Annotated in this window: 10 protein-coding genes, 1 tRNA gene and 1 pseudogene; 5 read left to right on the top strand and 7 right to left on the bottom strand. The window is 70.4% G+C overall.

The features are described from left to right. Window positions 1–121: 121 nt before the first annotated feature. Both ACZ6CZ_RS27300 and ACZ6CZ_RS27295 read right to left on the bottom strand, forming a co-directional pair. Window positions 122–1,666 (bottom strand): M1 family metallopeptidase, encoded by a 1,545-nt coding sequence (locus tag ACZ6CZ_RS27300; RefSeq protein ID WP_469026185.1) that lies wholly within the window; start codon window positions 1,664–1,666, stop codon window positions 122–124. Between the two features lie 610 nt (window positions 1,667–2,276). Further along, on the bottom strand, window positions 2,277–2,498 hold the full coding sequence (locus ACZ6CZ_RS27295; protein ID WP_469026182.1) for a hypothetical protein: 222 nt from the start codon (window positions 2,496–2,498) through the stop codon (window positions 2,277–2,279). A 387-nt stretch (window positions 2,499–2,885) separates the two neighbouring features. Here ACZ6CZ_RS27295 and ACZ6CZ_RS27290 point away from each other — a divergent pair, with 387 nt between their 5' ends. After that, window positions 2,886–3,470, top strand: a complete 585-nt coding sequence (locus tag ACZ6CZ_RS27290) for an RNA polymerase sigma factor (protein WP_469026308.1) — start codon at window positions 2,886–2,888, stop codon at window positions 3,468–3,470. Beyond that, window positions 3,467–4,540: a CU044_5270 family protein gene (locus tag ACZ6CZ_RS27285; RefSeq protein ID WP_469026180.1), complete on the top strand. Its 1,074-nt coding sequence runs from the start codon at window positions 3,467–3,469 to the stop codon at window positions 4,538–4,540. The genes ACZ6CZ_RS27290 and ACZ6CZ_RS27285 overlap by 4 nt, the downstream gene beginning before the upstream one ends. A 632-nt stretch (window positions 4,541–5,172) precedes the next feature. Here the strand turns inward: ACZ6CZ_RS27285 and ACZ6CZ_RS27280 are convergent. After that, window positions 5,173–5,246: transfer RNA gene (locus ACZ6CZ_RS27280), tRNA-Gly, on the bottom strand. Window positions 5,247–5,871: 625 nt separating this feature from the next. Between ACZ6CZ_RS27280 and dcd the strand changes: the two genes are divergently transcribed. Together dcd and ACZ6CZ_RS27270 are read left to right on the top strand one after the other, a co-directional pair. Continuing rightward, entirely contained in the window at window positions 5,872–6,447 is a 576-nt protein-coding gene (gene dcd, locus ACZ6CZ_RS27275; protein ID WP_469026178.1) for a dCTP deaminase, read from the top strand. Between the two features lie 5 nt (window positions 6,448–6,452). Then, the gene (locus ACZ6CZ_RS27270; RefSeq protein WP_469026175.1) at window positions 6,453–6,971 is read left to right on the top strand and encodes a phosphoribosyltransferase; all 519 of its coding nucleotides are present in this window, start codon (window positions 6,453–6,455) and stop codon (window positions 6,969–6,971) included. A 575-nt stretch (window positions 6,972–7,546) separates the two neighbouring features. Here the strand turns inward: ACZ6CZ_RS27270 and ACZ6CZ_RS27265 are convergent. The 3 genes and pseudogenes from ACZ6CZ_RS27265 to ACZ6CZ_RS27255 form a co-directional block, all read right to left on the bottom strand. Next, window positions 7,547–8,281 (bottom strand): annotated as a pseudogene (locus ACZ6CZ_RS27265) (IS481 family transposase); the annotation flags it as partial. Between the two features lie 30 nt (window positions 8,282–8,311). Further along, on the bottom strand, window positions 8,312–9,745 hold the full coding sequence (locus tag ACZ6CZ_RS27260; protein ID WP_469026173.1) for a recombinase family protein: 1,434 nt from the start codon (window positions 9,743–9,745) through the stop codon (window positions 8,312–8,314). A gap of 235 nt (window positions 9,746–9,980) precedes the next feature. Next, window positions 9,981–11,021, bottom strand: coding sequence for a Yip1 family protein (locus tag ACZ6CZ_RS27255; protein WP_469026171.1), 1,041 nt, complete (start codon window positions 11,019–11,021; stop codon window positions 9,981–9,983). Between the two features lie 89 nt (window positions 11,022–11,110). Between ACZ6CZ_RS27255 and ACZ6CZ_RS27250 the strand changes: the two genes are divergently transcribed. After that, a complete protein-coding gene (locus ACZ6CZ_RS27250; protein ID WP_469026168.1) occupies window positions 11,111–11,458 on the top strand; it encodes an antibiotic biosynthesis monooxygenase family protein in 348 nt (115 codons plus the stop codon). 94 nt (window positions 11,459–11,552) lie between these two features. Here ACZ6CZ_RS27250 and ACZ6CZ_RS27245 read toward each other — a convergent pair whose 3' ends face one another. After that, entirely contained in the window at window positions 11,553–13,847 is a 2,295-nt protein-coding gene (locus ACZ6CZ_RS27245; protein ID WP_469026166.1) for a (Fe-S)-binding protein, read from the bottom strand. Window positions 13,848–13,865: the final 18 nt, after the last annotated feature.

Raw genomic sequence — 13,865 nt, 5'->3', positions numbered from 1 at the left:
CGGCGCCACGTCGCGCCGAGCGTCACTGGCGTGGACCAGTCGTCCGGCAGAGCCACCCGGTCGGCGGCAGCCGCGGCGGCACCCCGCGCGCCGGCGCCCGCCCCTCGGCCCACGTCCCGGCTCACTCCTCGACGGGGTCGCTCCGCCAGTCGGGGTGGCCGGGCATCGGCGGGGTCAGCGGCCCGTACAGCCAGGGACGCAGAAAGGCCGTCAGGTCCCGTCCGGCGACCTCGGACGCCAGCGCGACGAAGTCCCGGGTGCCGGCCGCCCGGCCCCGGTACCGCGTCACCCAGGATCGTTCGATCCGCCCGAACGTCTCCTCGCCGACCTCCTCCCGCAGGGCGTACAGCACCAGCGCCGAGCCGTCGTAGCGGATGTTGCGGAACAGCGTCGCCTCGGTGGGCTCGGCCGGGGCCCCGTCGTCGTGCCGCCACTGGTCGTGCTGCTCGTACGCCGCCCGCATCGCCTCCTCCAGGTCGGCGCCGCCGTGCGCGGCGGAGTACAGCCGCTCGTAGAACCGGGCGTGACCCTCACTCAGCCACAGGTCCGACCAGCGCCGGACGGCCACACTGTCCCCCGTCCAGTGATGGGCCAGCTCGTGCACCAGGTTCCGCTCGGCGCCGACCTGATCCCCCAGCAGGTCCTCCCTCGGCACCGCCGACAGCGACTGCGTCTCCAGCGCCACCGGCAGGTCGGTGTCGCCGACCAGCACGCCGTACCGGCGGAACGGATACGGGCCGAGCCGCTCCTCCAGCCAGGCCAGGTGATCGGGGGTGCGCGAGCGGTACTCCTCGGTGGCGTCGACGAGACCGTCCGGCACCGCGTCCCGCAGGGGCAGCCCGTGCGGTCCGGTGCCGTCCACGAACGCGAACCTGCCGATCGCGATCTGCACCAGCTGCGCGGCGAGCGGCTCCTCGGAGTCGTACGTCCACCGCACCCGCCCGCCGGGCCGCGCGAGCCGCTCGACGAGCCGGCCGTTGGCCACCGCGCTGACACCGGGCGGAGTGGTGATGCGGAAGGTGACCGGCGCGCGCAGGCTGGGGTGGTCGTCCGCCGGAAAGATCATCTTGGCGCCGTCGGGCTGCGGGTAGGTCATGACGCCGTCGGGCGTCGGCACCCAGCCGTAGGTGCGGATGGCGTCCCCGCGGTGACGCTGCCGCGTGGGGTCGGCGGTGTAGGCGACCCGCACGGTGAAGGCGCCGCCCTTCGGCACCGGCTTGGCCGGAGTGACGACCAGCTCGTCGCCCTCGCGCCGGGCGGCCGCCGGGGCACCGCCGACGGTGACCGTGTGCAGCGCGTTGCCCGCGAAGTCGAGGTCGAAGCGGGACAGCGCCTGGGTGGCGGTCGCCCGTACGGTCACCGCGGCCTCGAACGGCGTCCCGGGCGCCCGCCAGTCGAAGGCGAGTTCGTAACGCCGGACCGTGTACCCGCCGTTCCCGTCCAGCGGCAGCAACGGGTCCCCGATGCCCGGGGCACCGGGCGACGGCACGTCGGACCCCGGCGCGGTGCCGGAGGGGGCGGCGTGTCCCGGGGCGCGGGTGCGGCCGCTCCCGGGCGCGGGACGGCCACCGGCCCCGCAGGCGGCCATGCCGGTGCCGGCGAGGAGGGTGAGGGCGGTGAGGAGGAGGGTCGCGCGCGGGGGACTGCGGTGGCTGTGGGCGATCATGGCCGCAATATGCCAACGGGTGGGGGGCGCCGCGACTTTTGTGCCGGTATGCGGCCGGCGTGGTGACGGTGTGACCGTGTGACGGTGCCGGCCTCGTCACGACCGCACGCGTGGGGTCGTACACACCCACGCGACGGCGGTCAGGAAGCCGACGTACCCGGCCCGGGAGCGTACCCGGACGTGACGCCGTACCCGGCCATGGGGGCATGCCCAGCCATGGGGGCGACCTGGCGACAGCCCTGCGACAGCCCTGTACCGGCCATGGGCCCGTACCCGACATGGGCCCGTACCCACCTGGGTCCGTACCCGGCCATGGGTAGGACGGCCACCGTGTGTCCGGTGGCCGACGCCGTACGGCTAAGCGGCCTCGGGCCGCGCCGCACGCGTGCCGGACGCGGCGGGTTCCTGCGCGTCCTCGAGCGGCCAGGTGTCGTCGTCCCCGAAGTCCGGAGCCTGGAAGGGGTTCGTCGCCGGGGTCGGCGATGCCGCGGCGGAAAAGCGGAACTGCCCCTCCGGAGCGGAGAACAGCGATGTGGGTTCGATGAGAGGCCCTCTTTCGTCACAGGTCCCGGAAAGGGGCCCTTGGGTGCCGTGGCCGCGCGCAGCGGTCCTACAGCTTGGTCATCTTGGTGTACGGGCTCAGGATCCGCATCTGGGCGGAACCGAAGTCCACGAGCGCCGCGATGTCGTCCTCCACGCCGATCACCCGGCCGAGGCCGTATACGTCGTGAGTGACCTGGTCGCCCACGGCGAAGTGCTTGCGGGGCGGTGCGACCGGCGCTTTGAAGGGGCTGGTAGGCAAGTGCCGCTTAGGTGCTACAGGCTTAGTCATCAACCACAGTATGCGCCTAGGTGGGCGCAGTCCGCTGTGGTCACCGGCACAGTCCTGGCGGCGGCACGTCGCCTTCGGGCGCCGCGCGCTCGCCGATCCGGCCGACGCTCGATTCACGCGCCTGTGACCTGCGGGTTTCTCGTGGCACGGGTCAAGGGAGCCAAATGCCCCGGTCGGAAGATCACAAAATTCTCTTCCGGGATGATGGCCTCGATCTTCCCCGCGGCCGTCCCGCACCGGCCGCCGAGCGGTGTGGTGCGCGCCACAGGAACCGGGTGCGGGCCGCGGAGAGTACAGAGTGTGAGCCATACAGAACCAGCGCATGCGGAACTGGCGCAGTCGTCGAGGGCGCGCATCCGGGCGGGTGACCGTGCGGCGTTCGCCGAGATGTACGACCAGCACGCGCGGGCCGTCTACAACCACGCCCTGCGGCTGACCGGGAACTGGGCGGAGGCGGAGGAGGTCATGTCCGAGACCTTCCTCGCCGCCTGGCGCACCCGGGAGGCGGTGGAGCCGGAGGGCGGCTCGCTGCGGCCGTGGCTGCTGGGCATCGCGACGCACAAGGCGCACAACGCCAACCGCGGTCTGCGCCGGCGGCTCGCCTTCCTGGCGCGCAGCCCCGAACCCCGCCCCGTCGAGGACTTCGCGGAGGAGACGGCCGGCCGGATCGACGACGCCCGCCGCCTCGCCCAGGTCCACGAGGCCCTGGGCCGGCTGCGCCGCCAGGACCGCGAGGTGTTCACCCTGTGCGTGGCGTCCGGGCTGGACTACCAGCAGGCCGCCGAGGCGCTGGGCATCCCGGTCGGCACCGTACGGTCGCGGCTCTCGCGCGCCCGCGCGCGGCTGGCCCGGCTCAGCTCCGGGCGGTCCGGGCGGTCCGGGCGGGAGAAGAGGGAACCCCAGGGGTCCCGCGGAGAGATGGAGAGTGAGGCCGCGTTCGCGGCCCTGTTCCTGCAGGAGGAAACCCGATGAACGCCGAGCACACCCCCCGCGCCGGCTCCGCCCGGAGCGAGGCGGAGGAACTGCTGGCCTCGGCCGAATGGGACCTCCCGCCGGGCCGGCACCTCCGTCACAAGGAAACCCTGATGCGACAGATCGACCACGACCAGGCCCCCTCCACCACCGGGACCTCCGCTCCCGCGGCCCCGGCACCGCGCCGCCGCCGGCTCCCGCGCCCGGCCCTGCTGGTGCCCGCCGCGTCGCTGGCCCTGGCCGGGGCGCTCGTCGTCACCTTCTCCGGCGGCGGCCACGGCGACGCCCCGGCTGCCGGGTCCGGCACCACGTCCGCCCCGGCGAACAACGCCTCCGTCACCCTGGACCGCATCGCCGCCGCCGCGATGAGGACCGACGCGACGCCGGTGAAGGACGGCCAGTTCGTCTACGTCGAGAGCCTGGTGCGCGAGAACACCGGCGACTTCAACGGCCCCGTGCGGCTCGGCGCCCGGCACAAGCGCGAGGTGTGGTCCGCGCAGACCTCCCGCCCCGTCACCCGGTCCGGCTGGATGCGGGAGACCGGCAAGGACGCCGTCATGCCCGGCGAGCGGCTGCCCATCGAGTCCTCCGAGCCCGTCCCCGCGGGCATCCACCGCCCCACCTACACCTGGCTGGCCTCGCTGCCCACCGACCCCGACGCCCTGCTCCGGCTGCTCTACGCCCAGACCGAGGTGGAGTCCGGCGACTCCAAGGACCAGGCCGTCTTCGGGACCGTGGGCGACCTGCTCGGCGCGACCGTCATGCCGCCCGAGACCGCCTCCGCCCTCTACCGGGCCGTCGAACGCATCCCCGGCGTCACCCAGCTCCCCGACGCCGTCGACGCCGCCGGCCGCCACGGCATCGGCATCACCCGCGAGGACAGCGGCTCCGCGACCCGCGACGTCTGGATCTTCGACAGGCACACCCTCACCTACCTCGGCTCCCGCTCCTACATCACGCACGACCCGGCCCGGGACATCACGACCGACACCCTGTACGGCGTCGACGCGGTGATGACCCGAGCGGTGGTCTCCGACCCGAGCGGACACCGGACGACGCGCAGGAGCTGACCTGCGGGGGAGTCACGCCGGGAGCCGGAAGCCGCGGGCGTCCGCGGTCCTCGGCACGGGGCTGGGCGGCCACCCGTGCCGGGGACATCAGGCCAGGGCCGATCAGGACGAGGTCGTGCCGGCGCCGCTGAACGTCCACTTCTGGTTGCCGGCGCCCGCGGAGGTGTAGGTCCACCGCTGGTCGCCGCGTCATGAACGAGCACGGGGAGATCTCGTGTTCGCCCAGCGTCGGGGCGAGAGGACCGCACGGCTCTCGCACAGCGACGCGGACTGGAGATCCTCGTCGGCGACCACTCGAGTCGGCTCGACGGCCCGATGGACGGGATGATCACTGCCGCCGGCTTGATCATCACCCGCGAGGAGGCGACATGGCTGTCCTCCTGCCTCGCCGCCTCCCGCCACCTACGGCACGGACCTGCCTGACCGCCTCCTGGGGCTGAGGGAACGGGCCATGGGTGCGCCGGCAGCACCAACTCCCCCTGATGCGGGCCTCGATGCCATGGCCCGGGCTCTGTTCCAGGCAGCCGAGAACGAGAAAGTAACCGCCGAGCCCTCTGGCACGGATTCGGCACGCGAGCGCTGATCGCCTCGTACAGCAAAAAGGCCCAGGTCTCTGACCTGGGCCTTCATCATGGAGCGGGTGACGAGAATCGAACTCGCGCTCTCAGCTTGGGAAGCTGATGTTCTACCATTAAACTACACCCGCGTAAGACGGACGGACCCCGGTGAAACCGGTGGCCGAACGCTCGCTCACTGTACCTCATCGCAGGCCCCGGGCGCCCGAGCCCCCGGGGCCTGATTGTGTCTCAGGCATGGGATCGCGCTGCCGGGGAACCGAGTTGAGGCGTACGGTGTGAGGCGTGGGGGAGGGTCCGGGCGGGCCCGGGGTGCCGCCTGTCGAGTCGTCTCTTTGATCCCGTAATGTGGCTTTTGGCGTCGGGCGAGCAGCAGCCTGACGCGGCTCTTGGGGAAGGGACTAAAGGGACTTGATGGAACACACCGTCGTCCGTTGTGCCGATGGGCACATCTTCAGCACCGCTTCGTTCCCGATGCAGCAGGCCCAGCGGCTCGGCCCCGGCCGGCTGCTGAGGTGCCCGCGGTGCGCCCGGCTCCGCAGCGTGGTGCCGGTTCCGGTGGCCGTCCCGGCACCCGCGCCCGCGCCCGGGCCCACGTCGGCGGCCGCGCCCGTGCTGGGCGTCGTACCGGTGGCTCTGGAAGCGCGGTAACCGCACCCTCGGCAGGCAGGGCAGGCGCAACGTCACGCAGGGTACGGAGGCGCGCGGGGCCGTCGCGGGTGTCACGGCTCCGCGCGCCTTGCGTATCCTCGGGACGTGCTTCTCTCTGACAAAGACATCCGGGCCGAGATCGCCGCCGGGCGTGTGCGGATCGATCCCTACGACGAGTCCATGGTGCAGCCCTCGAGCATCGATGTGCGGCTGGACCGTTACTTCCGGGTGTTCGAGAATCACCGGTACCCGCACATCGACCCCTCGATCGAGCAGGCCGACCTCACGCGGACGGTCGAGCCCGAGGGGGACGAGCCGTTCATCCTGCACCCCGGGGAGTTCGTGCTCGCCTCGACGTACGAGGTCATCACGTTGCCCGACGATCTCGCCTCGCGCCTGGAGGGGAAGTCCTCCCTCGGCCGGCTCGGGCTCGTCACCCACTCCACCGCCGGGTTCATCGACCCCGGCTTCTCCGGGCACGTGACCCTGGAGCTGTCCAACCTCGCCACGCTCCCGATCAAGCTGTGGCCCGGTATGAAGATCGGGCAGCTGTGCATGTTCCGGCTCAGCTCGCCGGCCGAGTTCCCCTACGGCAGCGAGCGCTACGGCTCCCGGTACCAGGGGCAGCGGGGACCGACCGCCTCCCGGTCCTTCCTCAACTTCCACCGGACGCAGGTGTGAGCGGCGTGAGCGGCACCGAGGACGTACGGGAGAACCTCACCTACGAGGGGTTCGGCGCCGCCGTGCGGGAGCTGGCGCAGAGCATCGCCGACGACGGGTACGAACCCGACGTCGTCCTGAGCATCGCGCGCGGCGGGGTGTTCGTCGCCGGCGGGCTCGCCTACGCCCTGGACTGCAAGAACATCCACCTGGTGAACGTGGAGTTCTACACCGGCGTCGGGACCACCCTGCCGATGCCGTTCATGCTCGCTCCCGTGCCCAACGCGATCGACTTCTCCGAGAAGAAGGTCCTGATCACCGACGACGTCGCCGACACCGGCAAGACGCTCAAGCTGGTGCGGGACTTCTGCCTCGACGCCGTCGCCGAGGTGCGCTCGGCCGTGATCTACGAGAAGCCCCACTCGCTCGTGAAGTGCGAGTACGTCTGGAAGCGTACCGACGCCTGGATCAACTTCCCGTGGAGCGTCTTGCCTCCAGTACATAGGTCGGGAGGAGTGGCCAAGCCGAACAGAGAGGCCCTGTAGGTCGCCTCTGTCAAGGCCGGCGTGGGAGTGTCATGTGAAGTGTGCGAAATGCCCACTGAAACGTCCCAAGTGTCGGTCGGGCGCCGTGGATCAAGCCTCAGAGCGTCAGCACCGACCGATATGCTTCTGCCGTCCACTTCCGGTCCATCCCGAGCTTCGGACCTAAGAGCCGAAGACCCCTGTAACCGGGGGTTGGCACGACCGGACTGGAAGTGTGACATGGCAGATCTGCGAAAGCCGGAAGAGCCGGACCGCGATCGGAGGCCTCGCCCCGCAAAGGTCGAGATCTTGATGGCGATCCTCACGGCGATCACGGCGCTCGCAGGCTGTGTGGAGCAGCTGGCGCGCTAGCGTCAACGTTTAGCGGTGTGCCGGACGAAGGCAGGGTAAAGCAAAGCGAGCCCGGCCGTTAGATAGTCGGCCGGACCCGCTTAACGACTCCACGCAGGGGCCCGGATCCTGGCTGCAACCAGGACCGGGCTCCTTTGCGCAGAGCCAGCTTTTGGCGCTGAGAGCGTCTCTTCGAGCGAGTGATGAGCTCGCCTTGTGCACGCGTGCACATCCCGACTATAGGTTCATGGCCTAGGTGTGTGTCCGGACAGGTTGGTGACGCGGCTGGCCGGTGGTTGGCCGCTGATGCCGGTGTGGGGTCGGTGGTAGTTGTACCAGTTCAGCCGATCGGGAAACGCTGCCTGACGTTCGCTGTCCGAGATGTAGGGCCGCATGTAGGCCCATTCGTCGAGCAGGGTGCGGTGGAAGCGTTCGACCTTGCCGTTCGTCTGCGGCCGCCAGGGCCTGGTCCAGCGGGGGCTGATCCCCAGGTCGAGGCAGGTGTCACGCCAGGTGTTCTTGGTGTAGGCCCGAGCGTTGTCGGTCAGAACCCGCTCGACGGTGATGCCTTGCTGTGCGAACCAGGCAGTGGCGCGGGTGAGAAAGGCGGCGCAGGTTGGGGCGGTCTCGTCGGGGAGGTCTTCGGTGTAGGCGAGGCGGGTGTGGTCGTCCAGGGCGGTGTGCAGGTAGGCGTAGCCGGTCCCGGTCCGGTTGCGTCGGCCTTCGGCGCGGCCCTGGGTGCGGTGCCCGCCGCCGTCGGGAATCCGCCCCAGCTTCTTGACGTCGATGTGGATCAGTTCGCCGGGCCGTGCACGCTCGTATCGGCGGATGGGTTCGCCGGTGGCCCGGTCGACGGCGGCCGGGACGGGCAGGCCGTGCCGGCGCAGGATGCGGTGGGCGGTGGAGGCGGTGACGCCGGTGCGCGCGGCCGGCCGCAGCGGGCCGATACGGTGCTCGCGCCGCAGCCGCACGACCCGCGTGCGCTCGTCTTGTACGGACGAGCCTGATCATCAGTGCCAGACGGGCTCGATCAAGGTCGGATCAAAGATGCGGCGTCCCCGCCCTGCCGGATGAATGATCACGGCCGAGAGGCTGTGCAACACGAGCTCCTGTTGCCGCTCGATCGGTAGCCCGAAGAACTCGTCAACAGACAGCTTCGTTGTATCGCCCTTGGCCTCCGCCTGCCGTTGCTCCTTGTAAAAGCGGGCTCGCTCCAACTTCAGTTCGTCGCGCAACCGCTCCTTGGCCGGCAAGAGCTGCAAAAGGGTGGTCACGGTGATCTGCCTTGTACGCTCGGCCTCGACCAGTTGGGCAATGTCCTCGTTGACCTGCTCCAACTCGGCCTCTCTAGACCATCGCTGTTCGACAGGTATCCCTGTCACGGAGGCTCGTGCGCGCTGCTCCTCCAACACGAGTTGAGCTATCAGCCGGTCGACGGGCTCTCCACTGCGGCCGACCTTGCCGCAGCCCCCGTTCACCACCGAGCACTGGTAGCTGAACCTCGCCGCCTTGGATTCTGGCTTCCAGCGCTGGTTGATCTGGCCGCGGATCTTGGTCTTGCACAGCCCGCAGCGTGCAACCCCAGACAGCAGGTACTTGCGGGCAAGGGACTTCCCTGGGTGCTTCTGCTTCCGCTCGGCGACCGCCGCGCACACCGCTTCCCACTCTTCGAGAGTGTTGATCGGTTCCCACTCGCCCGTGACCGGGTGGCCGTCCTCGCCGTAAAGGATCTCGCCGTGGTAGGTCCGGTAACCGACCAGCCTGGGGTTGGTCAGGATGTGCTCGACGTGGTGGTGGGCCATGCGTTTGGTCCCCTCTCGGGGGTTCCCCAAGCCCTGCTCCTGCCAGCTCGTGCGGATGGTGCCGATGCGGACACCGGCCAGGATCTGGCGCTGAGCATCGCGGATGGCCTTGGCTGCTTCCGGGTCGACCTCGGCGCGGTCATCCTTCCGCCACCCGTACGGCGCCGGTCCGCCACTGTCCTTGCCTTGCTGGGCCAACTCCAAGTGCTTCCGCCTGCTGCGGCGCGAGGCGTCGTGCGACGACTTGTTGGCGAAGGCGACCATGATGCGTGCCATGGTGCGGCCGTCGGGCGACCCTAGGTTGATGTCGTTCGTGACCGTGGCGAACTCCAGCCGCGGGCGCTCGTCGAAGATTTCGATGAGGCGTTCCAGGTCCTTCGGCTGTCGAGCCAGCCGGTCAAGGTCGTACGCCATGATGCCGTCGATCAGTCCAGCGCGCAGGTCCTTCAACATCAGCTCGAACTCTTGGCGCACGACAGCGCGCTTGAACGCGGACACGTCGTTGTCCTCGTAGACCTTTACGGCCTGCCACGACCGCAGGTCCGCCAGACGCTCGCAGTCCTGTTGCTGCCGGGCGACACCGAGGGCGTCGCCTTCGTCGTCCCGCGAAATACGGGTGTAAATCCCCACCCTGCGTGCCAAGATCGGGCCTCCCCTGCCTCTGAGCAGGACTCAGGCTACTACCATCATCGAGTCAAGCCAGCCCGAGCGCCGAACCGCCCGTGGTGCGGCGGGACGGGCAGGTGCTCGACGCCTGACGACGGCCCCGGCGGCACGAGCGGCCCGGCAGCGCAAGATGAAGGACCCCCGGCGGATCGGCTGCCGGGGGTCCTTCGTCGTCGTGCGGCTCAGCGCGGGCGGGGCGCCGCCCAGGTGGTCAGAACGTGCCCAGCTTCACGATCGACAGCAGGGCGATCAGCTGGATCGCCGACGCGCCCAGCGCCTTCGGCCAGGGCAGGTCGTGGGAGCGGGCGACCATGCGGGTGAGCAGGAAGCCCGCGGCGACCCAGGTGACCCAGCCGAGGAGCTGGACGAAGGTCGCGTTGCCGCCGGCGAACATGGCGAAGACCAGGCGGGGCGTGTCCGTGAGCGACATGATCAGCATGGAGAGGCCGACCGTGGGCTGCCAGGCGCCGTCGCCGCCGAGCTGGCGGGCCAGGGTGTGGGTGACCACGCCCAGGACGAAGGCGCTGAGCACCATCGCCACGGCCGTCGTCAGGACGATCGGGACCGCGTTGGAGAGGGTGGCGGTGATGGCGTCCTCGCGGGCGCCGTCGAAGCCGAAGACGGCGAGCAGGCCGTAGAGGAAGGTGACGACGAGGGCCGGGCCCCACATCGTGTAGTCCCGCATCCGCAGGAAGGTCTGGTCGGGGGAGAGGACGATGCCCCGCAGCAGTTCCTTCCAGTGCAGGGGCGGGCCGACCGGGCCCGGTGCGGCGGCCGCACCGGCGTGGTAGGTCGCGCCCTGGGTGTAGTCGCTCTCGTCGATGGAGAACGCCTGGGTGTGGCCCGGGTTGTTGGCCGCGTACGGGTCCGGGGTGCCCTGGCCCGGCCGGCCGCCGTATCCGTCGCCCTCGCCGTCGCCGAAGTACTCCGGCCCGTCGCCGCCCTGACCGCCCTGACCGCTCTGTCCGCCCGGGTAGCCGCCGCCCGCCTGCTGCCAGGGGGCCGCGCCGCCGCGGTACGGCGGTTGCTGCTGCGGGTACGGCTGCGGCGCCGAGGGATAGCCGTACGACGGTCCCTGCGGCGCCTGCTGCTGTCCGTGCGGGGGGTGTTGCGGTCGCGCGTGCGGGGCACGGTCGTCCCGGCCGCCGCGTCCGTTCCTGAATCCAGCCACGTCATCGAACGTACCCGGTCCCGGAGAGCGGCGTGCCGGGGCGGGCGGTCCCGGGGCGGCTTTGCGGCTGAGCTGTGACATCCCCTAGGGGTTCCCGTACGGGAGGACCGGGAGCGGGAATGCGGGGCACCCGGTGCGCACGGACCGGGCGGCTGGGCCAGGATGGGCTCATGAGCGTAGTGAAGATCAATGTGCTGACCGTGCCCGCCGAGCAGCGGGAGACGCTGGAGAAGCGGTTCGCCTCGCGGGCCCACGCGGTGGAGAACTCCGACGGGTTCGAGTGGTTCGAGCTGCTGCGGCCCGTCGAGGGCACCGACCAGTACCTCGTGTACACCCGCTGGCGGGACGAGGAGGCCTTCCAGGCGTGGATGGAGGGGCCGATGAAGGCCGCGCACCAGGGCGGCGGCGAGCGCGGCGGCGAGGGCGGCGGCGAGGGCGGGCGTCCGAGGCCGGCGGCCTCCGGCTCGTCGCTGTGGTCCTTCGAGGTGGTCCAGCAGGCGGCGCCGAAGGGCGCGTAGGCGCCCCAGGGTCGTACCCGGGGTCGTACGGAACGGCGGCGCCCCCTGACCGACACGGTCAGGGGGCGCCGCCGTACGCGGTGGTGCGGGGCGGTTACTTCACCGGCTCCGGCTCCGGGGCGTTCTCGGAGTCGGCCGTGCCCGCGGGGGGCTCGTCGTCCGGGACCGGGGTCCTGACGGAGTCCAGCAGCAGCTGGGCGACGTCCACGACCTGGATGGACTCCTTGGCCTTGCCGTCGTTCTTCTTGCCGTTGACCGAGTCGGTCAGCATGACCAGGCAGAACGGGCAGGCGGTGGAGACGATGTCCGGGTTGAGGGAGAGGGCCTCGTCGACGCGCTCGTTGTTGATGCGCTTGCCGATCCGCTCCTCCATCCACATCCGCGCGCCGCCGGCGCCGCAGCAGAAGCCCCGCTCCTTGTGGCGGTGCATCTCCTCGTTGCGCAGGCCCGGGACCTTGCCGATGATCTCGCGCGGGGGCGTGTAGATCTTGTTGTGGCGGCCCAGGTAGCAGGGGTCGTGGTAGGTGATGATGCCCTCGACCGGGGTCACCGGGACCAGCTTGCCCTCGTCCACCAGGTGCTGGAGGAGCTGGGTGTGGTGGATGACCTCGTAGTCGCCGCCGAGCTGCGGGTACTCGTTGCCGATGGTGTTGAGGCAGTGCGGGCAGGTGGCGACGATCTTCTTCGCGGACCTCGGCTTCCGGGACTCCGCCGTGACCTTGCCCTCGTCGTCCAGCTCCTCGCCGAACGCCGAGTTCAGGGCCATGACGTTCTCCATGCCGAGTTCCTGGAACAGCGGCTCGTTGCCCAGGCGGCGTGCGGAGTCACCGGTGCACTTCTCGTCGCCGCCCATGATCGCGAACTTCACGCCCGCGATGTGCAGCAGCTCGGCGAAGGCCTTGGTGGTCTTCTTGGCGCGGTCCTCCAGGGCGCCGGCGCAGCCGACCCAGTAGAGGTACTCGACCTCGGTGAGGTCCTCGATGTCCTTGCCGACGACCGGGACCTCGAAGTCGACCTCCTTGGTCCACTCCAGCCGCTGCTTCTTGGCCAGGCCCCAGGGGTTGCCCTTCTTCTCCAGGTTCTTGAGCATCGTGCCCGCCTCGGAGGGGAACGCGCTCTCGATCATGACCTGGTAGCGGCGCATGTCGACGATGTGGTCGACGTGCTCGATGTCCACCGGGCACTGCTCGACGCAGGCGCCGCAGGTGGTGCAGGACCACAGGACGTCCGGGTCGATGACGCCGTTCTCCTCGGCGGTGCCGATCAGCGGCCGCTCGGCCTCGGCGAGCGCGGACGCCGGGACGTCCTTCAGCTGCTCCTCGGACGCCTTCTCCTCGCCCTCCACCGTCTTGCCGCCGCCGGCGAGCAGGTAGGGCGCCTTGGCGTGCGCGTGGTCGCGCAGCGACATGATCAGCAGCTTCGGGGAGAGCGGCTTGCCGGTGCTCCAGGCGGGGCACTGCGACTGGCAGCGGCCGCACTCGGTGCAGGTGGAGAAGTCGAGCAGGCCCTTCCAGGAGAACTGCTCGACCTGGGAGACGCCGAAGACGTCGTCGTCGCCCGGGTCCTCGAAGTCGATCGGCCTGCCGCCGGAGGTCATCGGCTGGAGGGCGCCCAGCGCGGTGGCGCCGCTGCTCTCCCGCTTGAACCAGATGTTGGGGAAGGCCAGGAAGCGGTGCCAGGCGACGCCCATGTTGGTGTTGAGCGAGACCACGATCATCCAGACGAACGAGGTCCCGATCTTGATCATGGCGACCAGGTAGACCAGGTTCTGCAGCGTGGCGACGCTCAGGCCCTTGAAGGCGAGGACCAGCGGGTACGACGCGAAGTACGCGGCCTCGTAGCCGCCGACGTGGTGCAGGGCGCCCTCGAGTCCGCGCAGGACGTAGATCGCCAGGCCGATGGTGAGGATGACGTACTCGACGAAGTAGGCCTGGCCGGCCTTGGAGCCGGCGAAGCGGGACTTGCGGCCCGGGCGCGACGGCAGGCTCAGCAGGCGGATGACGATCAGCACGGCGATGCCGAGGGTCGTCATCACCCCGATGAACTCGATGTACAGCTCGAACGGCAGGAAGTCGCCGAGCCACGGCAGCATCCAGTCGGCCTCGAACAGCTGTCCGAAGGCCTGGGCGAGCGTGGGCGGCAGGGTCAGGAAGCCCACGGCGACGAACCAGTGGGCCACGCCGACGATGCCCCAGCGGTTCATCCGGGTGTGCCCGAGGAACTCCTTCACCAGCGTGACGCTGCGCTGGTAGGGGTTGTCGGTGCGGCGGCCGGCGGGGACCGGCTGGCCGAGCTTGAAGTACCGGACGAACTGGCCGATGGCGCGTGCGAGCAGTGCAACGCCGACCACGGTCAGGACCAGCGACACGATGATCGCGGCGAGTTGCATGGGGGCTCCTCGGGCCTG

It is taken from the genome of Streptomyces sp. NPDC041135, assembly GCF_055592085.1.
Note: the sequence above shows the minus strand (reverse complement) of the source record. Positions and strands in the feature narration are given on the sequence as shown.

Bases quoted from the DNA above. Each gene is read 5' to 3' on its own strand.
- ACZ6CZ_RS27290 (WP_469026308.1), top strand. From the start codon at position 2,886: ATGTACGACCAGCACGCGCGGGCCGTCTACAACCACGCCCTGCGGCTG.
- ACZ6CZ_RS27245 (WP_469026166.1), bottom strand. From the start codon at position 13,847: ATGCAACTCGCCGCGATCATCGTGTCGCTGGTCCTGACCGTGGTCGGC.
- ACZ6CZ_RS27255 (WP_469026171.1), bottom strand. From the start codon at position 11,021: ATGTCACAGCTCAGCCGCAAAGCCGCCCCGGGACCGCCCGCCCCGGCA.
- ACZ6CZ_RS27295 (WP_469026182.1), bottom strand. From the start codon at position 2,498: ATGACTAAGCCTGTAGCACCTAAGCGGCACTTGCCTACCAGCCCCTTC.
- ACZ6CZ_RS27300 (WP_469026185.1), bottom strand. From the start codon at position 1,666: ATGATCGCCCACAGCCACCGCAGTCCCCCGCGCGCGACCCTCCTCCTC.
- ACZ6CZ_RS27285 (WP_469026180.1), top strand. From the start codon at position 3,467: ATGAACGCCGAGCACACCCCCCGCGCCGGCTCCGCCCGGAGCGAGGCG.
- ACZ6CZ_RS27250 (WP_469026168.1), top strand. From the start codon at position 11,111: ATGAGCGTAGTGAAGATCAATGTGCTGACCGTGCCCGCCGAGCAGCGG.